The following is a 14355-nucleotide window of genomic DNA, read 5'->3' on the forward strand; positions in this document are numbered from 1 at the left end:
TCAGCCGGTCGACTCCCGCCACAGGACGCGCTGGAACCCGTCCGGCTGCGCCGGGGGCTCCTCCTCCCGCACGCGGGCGACGAGCGTCCGCACCGCCCACGCCCCGAGCGCGGCGAAGTCGATCCGGACCGACGTGAGCGACGGGGTCTGGAACTCGCTCGTCGGCTGGTCGTCCCACCCCGTCACGGCAGCGTCGGCCGGAACGCGCAGCCCGCGCTCCGTGAGGCCGCGGACGGCGGCGGTGGCGAGGATGTCGTTGGCCGCGACGATCGCGACCGGCGCGAGGTCGTCCGGCAGCCCGCGCACGACCTCGAGGGCGCGTGCGCCAGCCCAGCCGCACTCCACGACGCCGAGATCGGTCAGCCCGAGCTCCGTCACGCTCGCGAGGTAGGCGTCCCGCCGGGCCTGGGCCGAGCGGAAGTCGAGGCCGCCGGCGAGGTGGAGGAAGCGTCGGTGGCCGCGCGCGGCCAGGCCGGCGACGAGCTCGCGGATCGGCTCGGGGCCGATGGCGGGACCGGTGACGCGCATCTGCGCGTCGAACGTGTCGGCGAGCACGACGACGGCGGGCCCGTCCGTCGCGGTCGGGGTGTCCTGGGCGTCCGGGGCGTCCGGGCTCCCCTCCGCGTCGTCGAGCGGGACGAACGACAGGACGCCCTCGTACAGGCCGGAGTCCAGCACCTCGCGCACGACGGCCGCCCGCGTGGAGTCCGTCGGCACCGTGCGCATGTCGAGCGTGTAGCCGGCATCCGTCGCGGCCCGGCTCGCCGCGGAGAGGAGGCCGCCGCGCGCCTCGCCGGGCGTCGCGAGCAGGAGGGCGAGGCGGCCCGTGCGTCCGGTCCGCATCGAGCGCGCCGTGAGGTTGGGGCGGTAGCCGAGGGCGGCGGCCGCGTCGAGCACGCGGCGCCGCGTCTCCGCGGAGATGCGGCCCGTCCCGGACAGCACGTAGGACACCGTCGACTGGCCGACGCCGGCGAGCCGGGCCACGTCCCGGCTCGTCGGGCGGCCCCGCGCGGGCCCCGTGCTTCGCATGGGCCCACCGTAGCCAAGCGTCGCGACGCCCACGGGTCCGGGGAGCCGGCGCGGAGGCCGGTCCTCGGCCGCCGCCGCGGCGGCCGAGGGCGGCTCTCGGTCCCACCCCCTTGACCCCGGCCCGTCGTCGCGGAATGATGATTCGTATCAGCAACGCCGTCGACGACGCGGCGGGAAGGCGGGACGGCACGTGATCAAGGTCGGCGTCATCGGCATCGGTGGCATCAGCAGGGCGCACATCGCGGGGTACCTCGCCCATCCCGAGCGCTGCGAGATCGTCGCGATGGCGGACATCGTCCCCGGCAAGGCGGCGACGAAGGCCGCGGCGGCCGGCCTCGACGCCGTGCGCTGCTACGACTCGGCGCAGGCGATGCTGGAGGCCGAGGACCTCGACCTCGTCAGCATCTCGACGCCGCCGGAGAGCCACGCCGAGCTGGCCGTCGCGGCGCTCGAGCACGGCGTCAACGTGCTGGTCGAGAAGCCGATGGCCCCCTCCCTCGAGGAGTGCGACGCCATGATCGCCGCCGAGCGCGCCTCGGGGAAGACGCTCTCGGTCATCGCGCAGAACCGCTTCCGCGACGACGTGCTCGTGCTCAAGGACGTCCTCGACTCCGGTCTCATCGGCCCGGTGTCCCACGTCCGGGTCAGCTCGGCCTGGTGGCGCGGCCTGCCGTACTACGACCTGTGGTGGCGCGGCACGTGGGACGTCGAGGGCGGCGGCTGCACGCTCAACCACGCCATCCACCACGTCGACCTGCTCCTGTGGTTCCTCGGCCGGCCCGAGTCCGTGGTGGCGCTCCTGACGAACGCCCAGCACGAGAACTCCGAGGTCGAGGACCTCTCCGTCGCGCTCCTGCGCTACGGCCGGGCGATCGCCGAGCTGACCAGCTCCGTCGTCCACCACGGCGAGCAGCAGGAGATCGTCATCCACGGCCGCGAGGCGATGGTCGCGCAGCCGTGGTCGGTCGTCGCCGACGTCACCGCGCCGAACGGCTTCCCGGCGCCCGGCGGCAACGCCGAGCTCGTCGCCCGGATCGAGGAGGTCGCCGCCGCGCGCGAGCCGCTCGCGCACACGCTCCACCCCGGTCAGATCGGCGACGTGCTCGCCGCGCTCGCGGACGGCCGGGCCCCCCTCGTCACGAGCGCCGACGGCCGCGCCGCCGTCGAGCTGGTCACCGCGATCTACGAGGCGGGGATCGAGGGCGGCAGCGTCGAGCTGCCGCTCGCCGCCGACGACCCCTATCGCCGCGACGGGCACCGCGCCGCCCGCGCGCCCCGGTTCTACGAGAAGTCCGCGTCGGTGGCCGAGCTGGACGAGGACATCGTCGTCGGCTCCTCGGCCGACCGCTGATCCCGTCCCGCCACCCGAACCTGCACCGAGAGGACCGAGCGTGACCGTCTCCGAGGGCGCCGCCTACCGCCCCCAGCCCATGCCCCGCCCGACCGTCGAGCCCGGTGAGCTCGTCGTCGCCGCCGCCCACCTCGACCACGGCCACATCTACGGCATGATCGAGGGCCTGCTCGGCGCCGGCGCCACCCTCGGCTGGGTCTACGACCCCGACCCCGCGAAGGTCGCCGCGTTCGTCGAGCGCTTCCCGCAGGCCCGCGTCGCGCGCAGCGAGGCGGAGATCCTCGACGACGACGCGGTGCGCCTCGTCGCGGGCGCCGCCGTGACGAGCGAGCGGGCCCCGTTCGGCGTCCGGGTGATGGACGCGGGCAAGGACTACTTCACCGACAAGGCGCCGCTGGTCTCGCTCGACCAGCTCGACGACGTCCGCGCCGCCGTCGCGCGCACCGGTCGCCGGTACGCCGTCTACTACTCCGAGCGGATCCACGTCGAGGCCGCCGTCCTCGCCGGCCAGCTCGTCGAGCGTGGTGCGATCGGCCGCGTCATCCAGGTCATGTCGATGGGTCCCCACCGCGTCGGCGATCCCGCGACCCGCCCCGACTGGTTCTTCGAGCGCGCCAGCTACGGCGGCATCCTGTGCGACATCGGCAGCCACAACTTCGAGCAGATCCTCCACTACACGGGGTCGCGCGACGCCGAGCTCGTCGGCTCGACCATCGCGAACTACCACCACCCCGACCATCCGCAGCTCGACGACTTCGGCGACGCCCACGTCGTCACGGACAACGGGGCGACGGGCTACGTCCGCGTCGACTGGCTCACCCCCCGGGGCCTCGGCACGTGGGGCGACGGGCGCACGTTCCTGCTCGGCACCGACGGCTACATCGAGCTGCGCAAGTACGTCAACGTCGCGACCGAGCGCTCCGGCGGTCACGTCTTCCTCGTCGACGGCGACGGCGAGCACCACCTGCGCGCCGACGGCACGGTCGGGTTCCCGTTCTTCGGCCAGCTCGCGCGCGACGTCCTCGACCGCACCGAGACGGCGATGACCCAGGAGCACGCCCTCAAGGCGGCCGAGCTCAGCGTCCGCGCGCAGATCCTGGCGCGCGACCTCACGCCGGGTCCGGACCGCGGATGAACCCGGCGACGAGCCCCGGCCGGCCCGAGCTGGCCGGTCGGAGCGGCCGCCCGGTCCGGTTCGCCGTCGTCGGCTGCGGCAACATCGCCCGGACGCACGCGGCGGCGCTCGCCCGGCTGCGCGAGCTGGGCGACGTGGAGCTCGCGGCGTTCGTCGACGTCCTCCCCGAGCGGGCGCTCGCGCTGGGGGCGCAGCACGGCGGTCCCGCCCGGACGTGGGCCGAGACGCTGGCGGACGACGCCGTCGACGCCGTCACCATCTGCACGCCGAGCTGGACGCACGCCGAGCTGGCGCTCGCGGCGCTCGCGGCGGGCAAGCACGTCGTCGTCGAGAAGCCGATGGACGCCGACCTCGAAGCTGCGCGGCGGCTGCGCGACGCCGCCCGCGCGAGCGACCGGGTGCTGGCCGTCATCAGTCAGCACCGGTTCGACCCCGCGACCGAGGACGCGGCCCGCATCCTCGCCGAGGGAGGGCTCGGCACGCTCGTGCTGGTCGAGGCCCGGGTGCCGTGGTGGCGCCCGCAGTCCTACTACGACGCGGACCCGTGGCGGGGCACGCTCGCCGGCGACGGGGGTGGCGCCCTCATCAACCAGGCCATCCACACGGTCGACCTCATGCTGGCCCTGGCCGGCCCGGTGGCGAGCGTCCAAGCCATCGCGACGACGCGCGTGCACCGGATCGAGGTCGAGGACGTCATCGTCGCCTCGCTGCGGTTCGCGAGCGGCGCGCTGGGGACGCTGTCCGCGACGACGGCCTCGGCCCCCGGCTTCCCCGCCCGGCTCTCGCTCGCCGGGGACGGCGGGGCCCTCGCGATCGAGGGCGACGCGCTCGTGCTCGACGAGCGGGCCGACGGCTCGCGCGGTGCGGTCGCGGTGCCGCGGCTGGATGCTGTCGCGGTCGCCGCGGGCGGGAGCCGTTCGGTGTCGGGTGCTGGTGCTGGTGCGGCGGCCGGTCGCGCCTCGGGCACCGGGCTCGCCTGGGGCGACGCCCACGAGCGGCAGCTCGCCGACGCGGTCGCGGCGATCCGCGGCGGCGTCGCCCCGCGCTCCGGCGGGGGCGAGGGGTACGCGGCGCTCGAGCTGGTCGACGCGATCTACCGCGCCGCGCGCGAGGGCCGCGCGATCGATCTCGCGCCCTAGCCGTCCTTCTCCGGAGGGGTTCGGACCGCCGGAGCTCCGATGTTGGGGTGAGTGCGATCGCGTATCGCGACCGAGGCCACCCCGCTATCGGAGTAGGTGCGTGCCGGAGTGGGTGCGGGCGCCGGAGTGGGTGCGGGCGCCGGAGCTCCGATGTTGGGGTGAGTGCGATCGCGTATCGCGACCGAGGCCACCCCAGTATCGGAGTAGGTGCGTGCCGGAGTGGGTGCGGGTGCCGGAGTGGGCGCGGGTGCCGGAGCCGAAGCGCGTGGTGGGGCGCCGGGCGTGGGACGTGGGGGACGTGGGGCGCCTCGACTTGTATACTAGTGCTCATGGCCACGATCGACCGCGCCGAGGTCCTCATCACGAGTCCCGGCAGAAACTTCGTCACGCTGCGCATCACGACCTCCGACGGCGTCGTCGGGCTCGGCGACGCGACGCTCAACGGGCGCGAGCTCGCCGTCGCCGCGTACCTGCGCGACCACCTCGTCCCCCTGCTCATCGGCCGCGACCCGGCGCGGATCGAGGACATGTGGCAGTACCTCTTCCGCGGGGCCTACTGGCGTCGCGGTCCCGTCACGATGACGGCGATCGCCGCGGTCGACGTCGCGCTCTGGGACATCAAGGGCCGGGTCGCGGGCCTGCCGCTCTACCAGCTGCTCGGGGGCCGCAGCCGCGAGGAGGTGCTGGTCTACGCGCACGCCTCGGGCTCCAGCGTCGAGGAGATGCTCGACGACGTCGCGGCCGCCCGCGAGGCCGGGTACCGGGCGATCCGCGTCCAGTGCGCCGTGCCGGGCAGCGCGGGGACCTACGGCGTCAAGAAGAACGGGCGGTACGAGCCGGCCGACCACGCGCTGCCCGACGAGCAGCCCTGGGACACCGAGGCGTACCTCCAGTTCGCGCCGGGCTACCTGGCCGCGGCGCGCGAGGCGCTCGGTGACGGGTTCCCGCTCCTGCACGACGTGCACCACCGGCTCGCGCCGCTCGAGGCCGCCCGGTTCGGCCGGAGCGTCGAGCCCCTCCACCTGTTCTGGATGGAGGACCCCACCCCGGTCGACTCCCAGGACTCGTTCCGCCTCATCCGCCAGCACACGACGACGCCGATCGCGGTGGGCGAGACCTTGTCATCGATCTACGACGTCAAGCAGCTCATCACGGAGCAGCTCATCGACTACGTCCGCACGACCGTCGTGCACGCGGGCGGGATCACGCACCTGCGCCGGATCTTCGACCTCGCCGACCTCTACGGCGTCCGCTCGGGCAGCCACGGCGCCTCGGACCTCTCGCCGGTGACGCAGTCGGCCGCCGTCCACCTCGACACCGCCATCCCCAACTTCGGCATCCAGGAGCACATGGGCTACCCGGACCTCGTGGCCGAGGTCTTCCACGGCGGCGCGACCTACGCCGGCGGCGCGCTCCACCCGAGCGAGGAGCCCGGCCTCGGCGTCACGTACGACGACGCGGCGGCCGCCCGGTTCGAGTACTCCCCGAAGTACCTGCCCGTCGCGCGCCGGCTCGACGGCTCCGTGCACGACTGGTGAGGCCGGCCGGTCCGACGACGGGGTGAGGACGACGCCGACGCGTGCGCCGGCTGGTCAGCCCCGGACGCGGTGGCTGCCGGGACGCGCGAACAGCTCCGGGTGGAGCTCGCGGATCCGGACGACGTCCTCCAGCACGGAGCGCAGGTGCCCGCGCAGCAGCGCCACGGCCTCCTCGCCCCGCCCGTCGGCTGCCGCGTCGAGGATGGCCGCGTGCTGCTCGAGGTTCTGCGACGCCGGCCGGATCTCGGCCATGCCGAGCCGTCGGGCGCGGTCGAGATGCCCCTTGGCCGACACGACCGACGGCCAGACCCCGCCGTGGCCGGCGAGCGTCATGAGGTCGCGGTGGAAGGCCTCGTCGAGGTCGAAGAACCGCTCGGAGTCCTCCAGCGCCTCGCGCTGCGCCGCGATGTTCTCCCGCAGCCGCGCCAGCACCTCCGGATCGAGCCCGGCGCCGGAGCCACCCCCGTCGTCGCCGTCGCCCGCGAGCGACGCGAGCGAGGCCACCTCGACCGACTCGCGCAGGAACTGCGCGTCGCGCACCCGCTCGATGTCGACGAGCGACGCGAACGTCCCGACCTGCGGGTACACCTCGACCAGCCCCTCGTCGCCGAGCAGGATGAGTGCCTCGCGGACGGGCGTGCGGGAGACGCCGAGGTCGGCGGCGATGTCGTTCTCGGAGATGGGTGCGCCGGGCGGCGTCGTCAGGGTGAGGATGCGCCGGCGCAGCTCGGTGTGCACGACCTCGCGCGTCGTCCCCCTGCGGTGTCTCATGGCGCTCACGCTAGCAATGCCGGATGCGCCGGGGCGGCGCATCCGGCCTACGCCTCGAGCCGCTCGGGGTCGGCCAGCGTCTCCAGCACGGGGGCGAGCGCGGCGCCCCGCAGCGCCGGCAGGTCCGTGACGAGCGCCGCCTCGACCGCGGCGGGTGCCCACGGGTAGGCGAGCACGCGCGTGGCGAGCTCGTCGTCGACCGCCGCGCCGATCGCCGGGAGGAGCGGGCCGAGCGTCCCGCCGAGCACGACGCGGCCGACGTCGAGCACGTTGACGGCTCCGGCCACGGCGATCCCGACCGCGCGACCGACGGCCGCCGGGGCGAGCTGCGCCAGCGCCGTCGCCCCGGCGTACTGCTCGAGGCAGCCGGTCGCGCCGCAGCGACAGCGGGGCCCGGCCGGGTCGACCGTCACGTGCCCGAGCTCGCCGGCGAACCCGTGCACGCCGCCCTGGAGCTGGCCGTCGACGACGCACGCGCCGCCGACGCCGACCCCGGCCGACACGTAGAGGAACGTCTCGGGCCCGCGCCGGGCGGCTTCGGCCAGCGCCGCGAGGGTCGCCTCGTTCCCGACGACGACGCCGGGCGCCGGCCCCGCCCCGGTCAGCCGGGCGAGCCGGGCGTGCAGCGCTCGCGCCGCGTCGACGTCGGTCCAGCCGAGCCGCGGCGCGTCCAGCACGACCCCGTCGCGCACGATTCCGGGAACCGCGAGCGCGACGCCGAGCGCGCCGAGCCCCGGCCGCTCGACGGGCTCGGGTGACCCGGGCGACCCGTGGGGCGCGTCGTCGTGATCGGCCGGTCCGGCCCGCCGAGCCCGACCCGTCGGCCCGGCCGCGGCGGCGCGCGCCTGCTCCCAGGTCCGCTCGGCGAGGTGGGCGAGCGCCTCGAGCGTCGCCGCCGGCTCGCGGGCGGCGAAGTCGCCTCGCACCTCGGCGCGCGCGAGCGTCTCGCCCGTGAGGTCGACGACGGCGACGGCGAGCTGGTTCGCGCCCACCTCGAGGCCGAGCCCGGCCCACCGGCCGCGGGCGAGCCGGATCGGTGACGCGGGCCGCCCGACACTGCTCGGTCCCGTCGCGGGGGCCCACTCGACGAGGCCGAGCGCGAGCAGCGTCTCGACGAGCGAGGAGACCGTCGCCCGGGTGAGCCCGGCGGCCTCGGCGACGCTGGCGCGCGAGACGCCCGTCGGCTCGGCGCGGGCGACGTGGTCGAGGACGAGCGCGAGGTTGTGCCGCCGCAGCCCGGCCTGACGCGCGGCCTGACGGGCCGCCTGGTGCCCGACCCGACGCGCCGACTGGCGGGGTGCCCCCACGTTCTCCACGCTCTTGACGCTACCGCACGGCTCGCGATAAGTTCATCGGGTAAACCAATACCTCTCGACGGCGAGGGTCGTCGTCGAGGAGACGTGAGGAACGAGGCAGGCGATGGTGCGCGCAGCAACTCCCGAGGACAAGTTCTCCTTCGGTCTGTGGACGGTGTCCTGGGCTGGCAAGGACCAGTTCGGCGACGCGACGCGAGCGGCGCTCGACCCGTGGGAGTACCTCGGCCCGGTGGCCGAGGCCGGTGCCTCCGGCATCACCTTCCACGACGACGACGTGGTCCCGTTCGGCGCGTCCGACGACGAGCGCACCGCGATCCTCGAGCGCTTCCGCGCGGCGGCCGACGAGGTCGGCCTCACCATCGAGATGGTCACGACCAACACGTTCACCCACCCGGTGTTCAAGGACGGCGGCTTCACGGCCAACGACCGGTCGGTGCGCCGGTTCGGCCTGCGCAAGGTGCTGCGCAACGTCGACCTGGCCGCCGAGCTCGGCGCCTCGACGTTCGTCATGTGGGGCGGTCGCGAGGGCACGGAGTACGACGGCTCGAAGGACCTCAACACGGCGCTCGAGCGCTACGCCGAGGGCGTCGACACGGTCGCGCAGTACATCAAGGACTCGGGCTACGACATGGTCATCGCCCTCGAGCCCAAGCCGAACGAGCCGCGCGGCGACATCTTCCTCCCGACGATCGGCCACGCCCTCGGCTTCATCGCGAAGCTGAGCAACGGCGACATCGTCGGCCTCAACCCGGAGACCGGGCACGAGCAGATGGCCGGCCTCAACTACACCCACGGCCTCGCGCAGGCGCTGTGGGCCGGCAAGCTGTTCCACATCGACCTCAACGGCCAGCGCTCGATCAAGTACGACCAGGACCTCGTGTTCGGTCACGGTGACCTGCTCTCGGCCTTCTTCACGGTCGACCTCATCGAGAACGGCTTCCCGAACGGCGGCCCGCGGTACACCGGCTGGAAGCACTTCGACTACAAGCCGTCCCGGACCGAGGGCTTCGACGGCGTCTGGGCCTCGGCCCGCGCCAACATCGAGACCTACCTGCTCCTGGCGGAGAAGGCGCGGGCCTACCGCGAGGACCCGCGCGTCCAGGCGGCGTTCGAGGCCGCCGGCATCTTCGAGTCCGCGCAGCCGACGCTCGCCGAGGGGGAGAGCGTCGCCGACCTGCTCGCCGACCGCTCGGCGTTCGAGGACTTCGACGCCGACGCCGCCGGCGCCCGGGAGACCAACTACGTGATCCTCAACCAGCTCGCGCTCGAGCACCTCATCGGCTGATGACCGCACCGCTCGTCGCCGGGATCGACACGTCGACCCAGTCCGTCAAGGTCGTCGTGCGCGACGCCGAGACCGGGGCGTTCGTCCGCTCCGGCTCGGCGTCGCACCCGAACGCCACCCAGGTCGACCCCCGCGTGTGGTGGGAGGCCCTGCAGGTCGCCGTCGAGCGCGCGGGCGGCCTCGACGGCGTCGTCGCCGTGTCGGTCGGCGGCCAGCAGCACGGCATGGTCACGCTCGACGCGGACGGCGAGCCCGTCCGCCCGGCCATGCTGTGGAACGACAACTCCTCGGGCCGGCAGGCAAGGGAGCTGGTGGCCGAGCTCGGCGCCGAGCGCTGGGCGAGCGAGACCGGGACCGTCCCGGTGGCGTCGATCACGGCGACGAAGCTGCGCTGGCTGGCCGAGCACGAGCCCGAGAACGCCGCGCGGGTCGCGGCCGTCTGCCTGCCGCACGACTACCTCACCTGGCGGCTGCGCGGCTCGACCGACATCGCCGAGCTCACCACCGACCGGTCCGACGCGTCCGGCACCGGGTACTTCAGCGGGCGGACGGGGGAGTACCTGCCCGACCTGCTGGGGCACGCGTTCGGGCGCAGCGACCTCGTGCTCCCGCGCGTCGCCGACATCCGCGAGTCGGTCGGCCGGGCCGCGGGGCTCGGCATCGACGCCATCGTCGGACCCGGAACGGGGGACAACGCCGGCGCGGCGCTCGCGCTCGGCCTCGGCCCGGGCGACGTCCTGCTCTCGGTCGGCACGTCGGGCGTGGTCTCGGCCATCGTCACGCAGCAGCCGGCCGATCCCACGGGACTGGTGGCGGGGTTCTCGGACGCCACCGGCAACTACCTGCCGCTGGTCGCGACGGTCAACTGCGCCCAGGTGCTCGACGCGACGCGCGAGCTCCTCGGCGTCGACTACGACGAGCTCGCGCGGCTCGCGCTGGCCGCGCCGGCGGGGAGCAACGGGCTGAGCTTCGTCCCCTACCTGCACGGCGAGCGGACGCCGAACCTGCCCGACGCCGCCGGTGCGATCCACGGCGTCACCCACGCCTCCTACACGCGCGAGTCGCTCGCGCGTGCCGCGTTCGAGGCGATCGTCTGCGGGCTCGGCGTCGGTCTCGACGCCGTCCGGGTGCTCGGCCTCGAGGTCGCGTCGCTGCGGCTGGTCGGCGGGGCGGCGAAGTCGCCGGCGCTGCGCGAGGTGGCGCCGTCCGTGCTCGGGCACGACATCGTGCTGCCGGCGCCGGGGGAGTACGTGGCCGACGGCGTCGCCCGTCAGGCCGCCTGGGTGCTCGCCGCCCAGACGGACGCGGCGGCCGACCTGCCGGCGTGGCCGGAGCTCGGGGGCGCCCCCGTCGAGGTCGCGACGGCGCCGTCGGCTCCGCACGTGCGCGAGCAGTACGCGCTCGCCGCGCCGCTGCACCTGACCAGGGAGGGCTGACGTGGGCGAGCTGCCCCCGACGATGCGCCGCGGCCGCCTGTTCGCCGCGCGTGACCTGCGGCTGGACGAGGTGCCCCTCCCGGTCCCCGGACCGGGGGAGACCCTCGTCCGGATGACCGACATGGGCCTGTGCGGGAGCGACCTGCACTGGTTCGCCGACGGGGGCATCGGCGACGCGGTCCTGACCGACCCGCTCGTCCCCGGTCACGAGCTGGCCGGCGTCGCCGTCGACGGCCCGTACGCCGGCCGACGCGTGGCGCTGGACCCCGCGATCCCGTGCGAGGAGTGCGAGCACTGCCTCGAGAACGACCGGAACCTGTGTCCGGCGGTCCGGTTCTCCGGGCACAGCAGCACCGAGGGCGGGCTCGTCGAGTACAAGACGTGGCCGACCCGGCTGATCCATCCGCTGCCCGACGGCATGACGGGCGCCGACGGTGCCATGCTCGAGCCGCTCGGCGTCGCGCTGCACGCCTGGGACCTCGCGCACGGCCGGCTGGTGCAGGACGTCGCCGTCGTCGGCTGCGGCCCGATCGGCCTCATGCTCGTCCAGCTCGCGCGGCGGCTCGGCGGGGGCGGTCGCGTCGTGGCCGTCGAGCCGCTGGCGCACCGGCGGGAGGCGGCGCTGCGCTACGGCGCCGACGTCGCCGTCGCGCCGGACGACCTCGCGGCCGCCGAGGCGGTGCTGACGCACGGCGGGGCGCACACCGTGTTCGAGGTGGCCGGGAACGACCGGGCGATCGCCGCGTCGCTCGCGCTCGCGCGACCGGGCGCCCGCGTGGTCCTGGCCGGGATCCCCGACGACGACCGGTCCTCCTTCGGTGCCGGGCTGGCACGCCGCAAGGGCCTCACCCTCGTCATGGTGCGCCGGATGAAGGAGATGTACGACCGGACGATCCGGCTGGTCGAGTCGGGGACCGTCGACGTGCGGGGACTCGTCTCGGACCGGCTGCCGCTGGCGTCCGCAGCCGAGGCGTTCGAGCGCGGTGTCGCGCGCGACGGGCTCAAGGTGGTCATCGGCCTGGACTGACCGGACCGGTCCGCCCGGCGAGGTCAGCGCCCCGAGACGATCCGCGCCAGCGCGTCCTCCGCGCCCTCGCGCGGCAGCGGGTCGAGGCCGGCCGACTGCCACGACCGCACCAGCCGCGGCTCGGCCCGCCACAGCGCGACGCCCCGGCGGACCAGCGTCCCGAGCGGCTTGCGCGCCTCCCCGACGTCGCGCGCGAACCGGCGCACGGCCGTCGTCGTGCGCGACTGGACGAGGTGGAAGGCGCCCGCGAGGACGCCGGCGGAGCGCAGCGGCTCGACGACGTGCGCCGCGAAGATCCCCTCGGCCACGATGGCCGGCGCGCCGGAGATGTCGAGCGTCTCCGAGCCCGTGCGGCGCGACGTCGGGATGTCGTAGACGGGCAGCGTGAGGCTGTCGCACCGGCAGGCGTCCAGGAGGGTCGCGACGGCGTGGTCGAGGTCCCACGTGCCGGGGTCGTCCCAGTCGACGGTGCCGCGGGCCCGCGGCAGGCCGGGGTGGTCGATGTCGAGGTAGAAGTCGTCGAGCCTGACCACCGGGATGCCGAGCCGGCCGGCGACGGAGCTCTTGCCCGACCCCGAGGCGCCGGCCAGCACGAGCACGCGCCGCCGGGGGACCCGCTCGCCCTCGGGCAGGTCGAACAGGGCGTCGCTCGGGGTCACGGGACGAGCGTAGTGCGGGCGATGCCTCGCCGATGCTTGCGGGGCGGGCGTCGCGACCCCCATAGTGTGCTCGCGGCCCACCCACGGCGGGGGGCCATCGCACCGGGAGGGTGACATGGCGGAGGACAGCTTCCTCGACAAGGTCAAGGACGTCGCGAGCGACGTCGCCGAGAAGATCGGCGACGTGGCGGGGGACGTGGCCGAGAAGGCCAAGGACGTGGCGGGTGACGTCGCCGGCAAGGCGAAGGACGCCTTCGACGACGTCCAGGAGAAGGTCGGGCCGGGCCTCGCCGAGGCCCGGGAGAAGGCGGGCGATCTCCTCGAGGACGCCAAGGACCGCGCGGGCGCCGCGTTCGAGTCGGTCAAGGACCGGTTCGACGGCGACGAGGCGACGCCGAACCCGGACGCCGCCGCCGAGGCGCAGGCGGACGACGAGCGCTTCGCCTGACGCGCGCCGCGCCGACGTGCAGCGGGCCCGGTCGCGACAGCCGAGCTGTCGCGACCGGGGCCGTTCCCGTCGGGCAAGCGGTGGGACGCGGACGTCAGCCCGCGGTCGCGTCGCCGCCGGGCTCGCCGCCCGCCTCACCGTCGGCTGGTGGCGCGGTGGAGCTGCGGACGACGAGCGACGTCGCGAGCTGGATCCGCGTCGAGTCGGGCTCGTGCCCGTCGGCCATCCGCAGCAGCGTCCGCGCGGCGAGCGCGCCCATCCGGCGCAGCGGCTGCCGCACGGTCGTGAGGGCGGGGGAGGACCAGTGCGCCGGCTGCAGGTCGTCGAAGCCGACGACGCTGAGCCGCTCCGGCGTGCGCAGCCCCGACCGCCGGGCTCCCTCGATGACGCCGAGCGCGACCGCGTCGCACAGGCACATGATCGCGGTCGGCGGGCGGGGTGAGCGCGCGATCCGGGTGCCGATGGCGAAGCCGGTGCTGTACTCCGTGTCGCCGGGGAACGCCAGCGTCGGGTCGGGCTCGATGCCGGAGCGCTCGAGCGCCGAGCGGTATCCCGCGTACCGCTCGAGGGCGAAGTCGAAGTCCTTGTTGACGCCCGCGAAGGCGATCCGCTCGTGGCCGAGGTCGATGAGGTGCTGCGTGCCGAGCGCGGCGCCGGCCCAGCTCGCCGAGCCGACGGTCACGATCGACCCCAGGTCGCGCGACTTGGCGTCGACGCAGACGACGGGCACCCCCAGCCGCTCGGTCGTCTCGTGGAGCCCGTCGGCCAGGAGCGCGGTGACGAGCAGGATGCCGAGCACCCCCGTCGCGGCGCGGCGCTCGAGCCAGGCCGCGTCGACGCCGCCCTCCTCGACCGTCGGGGTGAGGCCGACCACGACCTCGACGTCGGCCTTCGCCGCGGCGGCCATGGCCCCCTCGAGCACGCTCGCGCTGTAGACGGAGCCGAACCCGTCGAACGCCGCGAGGATCGTGCGCCGCTTCGGCTGAGCCGCGAGCGCCCGTGGCCGGCGCTCGTACCCGAGCTCGACCGCGGCGGCGTGAACCCGCACGCGCGTCGCGACGGCCACCTCGGGGCGTCCGGCCAGCGCCTTCGATGCCGTCGCCAGCGAGCAGCCGGCCGCCTCCGCGACCTCCTCCAGCGTGGGACGCGTCGACCTGCCTGCCACCCCGGCCCCCTTCTCGTCGCTCGCGGGCCCCTCGCGCCCCGAGTCGCGCTCAGACT

Annotated in this window: 13 protein-coding genes; 8 read left to right on the top strand and 5 right to left on the bottom strand. The window is 75.1% G+C overall.

Annotated features, from left to right (window positions below; translation table 11 throughout):
- Nucleotides 1-1029, bottom strand: coding sequence for a LacI family DNA-binding transcriptional regulator (locus EDD28_RS09305; RefSeq protein ID WP_148059584.1), 1029 nt, complete (start codon nt 1027-1029; stop codon nt 1-3).
- 190 nt (nt 1030-1219) lie between these two features.
- On the opposite strand from EDD28_RS09305, the gene EDD28_RS09310 reads away from it, so the two are divergent.
- The 4 genes from EDD28_RS09310 (at nt 1220) to manD (ending at nt 6192) form a co-directional block, all read left to right on the top strand.
- A complete protein-coding gene (locus EDD28_RS09310; protein ID WP_123739354.1) occupies nt 1220-2380 on the top strand; it encodes a Gfo/Idh/MocA family protein in 1161 nt (386 codons plus the stop codon).
- A gap of 40 nt (nt 2381-2420) precedes the next feature.
- On the top strand, nt 2421-3515 hold the full coding sequence (locus EDD28_RS09315) for a Gfo/Idh/MocA family protein (protein ID WP_123739355.1): 1095 nt from the start codon (nt 2421-2423) through the stop codon (nt 3513-3515).
- Entirely contained in the window at nt 3512-4654 is a 1143-nt protein-coding gene (locus EDD28_RS09320; RefSeq protein ID WP_123739356.1) for a Gfo/Idh/MocA family protein, read from the top strand. Before EDD28_RS09315 ends, EDD28_RS09320 begins: the two co-directional genes overlap by 4 nt.
- A gap of 329 nt (nt 4655-4983) precedes the next feature.
- Complete coding sequence (manD, locus tag EDD28_RS09330; protein WP_123740031.1) at nt 4984-6192, top strand: D-mannonate dehydratase ManD; 1209 nt, start codon at nt 4984-4986, stop codon at nt 6190-6192.
- Nucleotides 6193-6246: 54 nt separating this feature from the next.
- On the opposite strand, the gene EDD28_RS09335 is transcribed toward manD, so the two are convergent.
- Together EDD28_RS09335 and EDD28_RS09340 are read right to left on the bottom strand one after the other, a co-directional pair.
- Nucleotides 6247-6963, bottom strand: a complete 717-nt coding sequence (locus EDD28_RS09335; protein ID WP_123739357.1) for a GntR family transcriptional regulator — start codon at nt 6961-6963, stop codon at nt 6247-6249.
- A 47-nt stretch (nt 6964-7010) separates the two neighbouring features.
- Nucleotides 7011-8279 (bottom strand): ROK family protein, encoded by a 1269-nt coding sequence (locus tag EDD28_RS09340; RefSeq protein WP_211339159.1) that lies wholly within the window; start codon nt 8277-8279, stop codon nt 7011-7013.
- Nucleotides 8280-8382: 103 nt separating this feature from the next.
- Here EDD28_RS09340 and xylA point away from each other — a divergent pair, with 103 nt between their 5' ends.
- The 3 genes from xylA to EDD28_RS09355 are packed head-to-tail and all read left to right on the top strand — an operon-like array spanning nt 8383 to nt 12027.
- Entirely contained in the window at nt 8383-9564 is a 1182-nt protein-coding gene (gene xylA / locus EDD28_RS09345; RefSeq protein ID WP_123739358.1) for a xylose isomerase, read from the top strand.
- Complete coding sequence (xylB, locus tag EDD28_RS09350; protein WP_123739359.1) at nt 9564-11000, top strand: xylulokinase; 1437 nt, start codon at nt 9564-9566, stop codon at nt 10998-11000. Before xylA ends, xylB begins: the two co-directional genes overlap by 1 nt.
- A 1-nt stretch (nt 11001) precedes the next feature.
- Complete coding sequence (locus tag EDD28_RS09355) at nt 11002-12027, top strand: zinc-dependent alcohol dehydrogenase (protein WP_245967984.1); 1026 nt, start codon at nt 11002-11004, stop codon at nt 12025-12027.
- 23 nt (nt 12028-12050) lie between these two features.
- On the opposite strand, the gene EDD28_RS09360 is transcribed toward EDD28_RS09355, so the two are convergent.
- Nucleotides 12051-12686, bottom strand: coding sequence for a uridine kinase family protein (locus tag EDD28_RS09360; RefSeq protein WP_245967985.1), 636 nt, complete (start codon nt 12684-12686; stop codon nt 12051-12053).
- 115 nt (nt 12687-12801) lie between these two features.
- Here EDD28_RS09360 and EDD28_RS09365 point away from each other — a divergent pair, with 115 nt between their 5' ends.
- On the top strand, nt 12802-13134 hold the full coding sequence (locus EDD28_RS09365; RefSeq protein WP_123739361.1) for a YtxH domain-containing protein: 333 nt from the start codon (nt 12802-12804) through the stop codon (nt 13132-13134).
- A gap of 94 nt (nt 13135-13228) precedes the next feature.
- Here EDD28_RS09365 and EDD28_RS09370 read toward each other — a convergent pair whose 3' ends face one another.
- Nucleotides 13229-14299 carry a LacI family DNA-binding transcriptional regulator gene (locus tag EDD28_RS09370; RefSeq protein WP_123739362.1) on the bottom strand — a complete coding sequence of 357 codons (1071 nt, stop codon included), beginning with the start codon at nt 14297-14299 and terminating at the stop codon, nt 13229-13231.
- Nucleotides 14300-14355: the final 56 nt, after the last annotated feature.

It is taken from the genome of Salana multivorans (genome assembly GCF_003751805.1).
Taxonomy (GTDB): Bacteria; Actinomycetota; Actinomycetes; order Actinomycetales; family Beutenbergiaceae; genus Salana; species Salana multivorans.